1 protein-coding gene is annotated in these 614 nt (G+C 49.0%); it reads right to left on the bottom strand.

Annotated elements, in window-relative coordinates:
* On the bottom strand, positions 1 to 614 hold a 614-nt coding region (locus tag R7O13_RS28550; RefSeq protein ID WP_318305419.1), incomplete at both ends, for an Ig-like domain-containing protein.

Genomic DNA, 614 nt, shown 5'->3' with positions numbered 1-614 from the left:
ATAGAAGTCAACTTTAGCAACGCTACCATCCGCGTCTGCTGCGTTAGCAGTAAGCGTAACAGTACCGCCTAACTCGATTGAAGTAGCTGAAAGCGCAACATCCACTGTAGGCGCTTCATTACCTGGTTGAGCTGAAGCAATCGTAAGCGTTACTGAACTTGCAGTACTTACCGCACCAGCGTCATCATAAGATTTAGTTGAAAACTCGTGTACGCCTTCAGTTGCAGTCCAAGATGCAGTGAAAGGAGCCGAAGTAGACTGACCAACTAAAGCACCATCAACAAAGAATTCAACTTTGCTAATTGTGCCATCAGTGTCTGCTGCATCTGCGGCTAGGTTAACCACTTCACCAGCGGTGATAGATGCCGACGCAGAAGGAGCGGTTAGAGTCACCGTCGGGATTTCATTTTGTGGTGGATCAGCAGGACCTGTTCCATCACAAGCACCAAGAGATTCCCACTCGCCCCACTGGCCAGCTTGTGCAGGGTTATTGTTTTGCGTCCAGTAACGCGCTTTGTATGCGTTACCTTCGTGCTGAACTTGGTCGCCGCCATTATAAACTTTTGACGAATCCCAAACTTCTAGAGGGGCACAATCAACCGCTGCGTAGCTGT

It is taken from the genome of Vibrio sp. Y176 (assembly GCF_033438945.1).
This window is presented reverse-complemented; position numbering and strand designations above follow the sequence as displayed.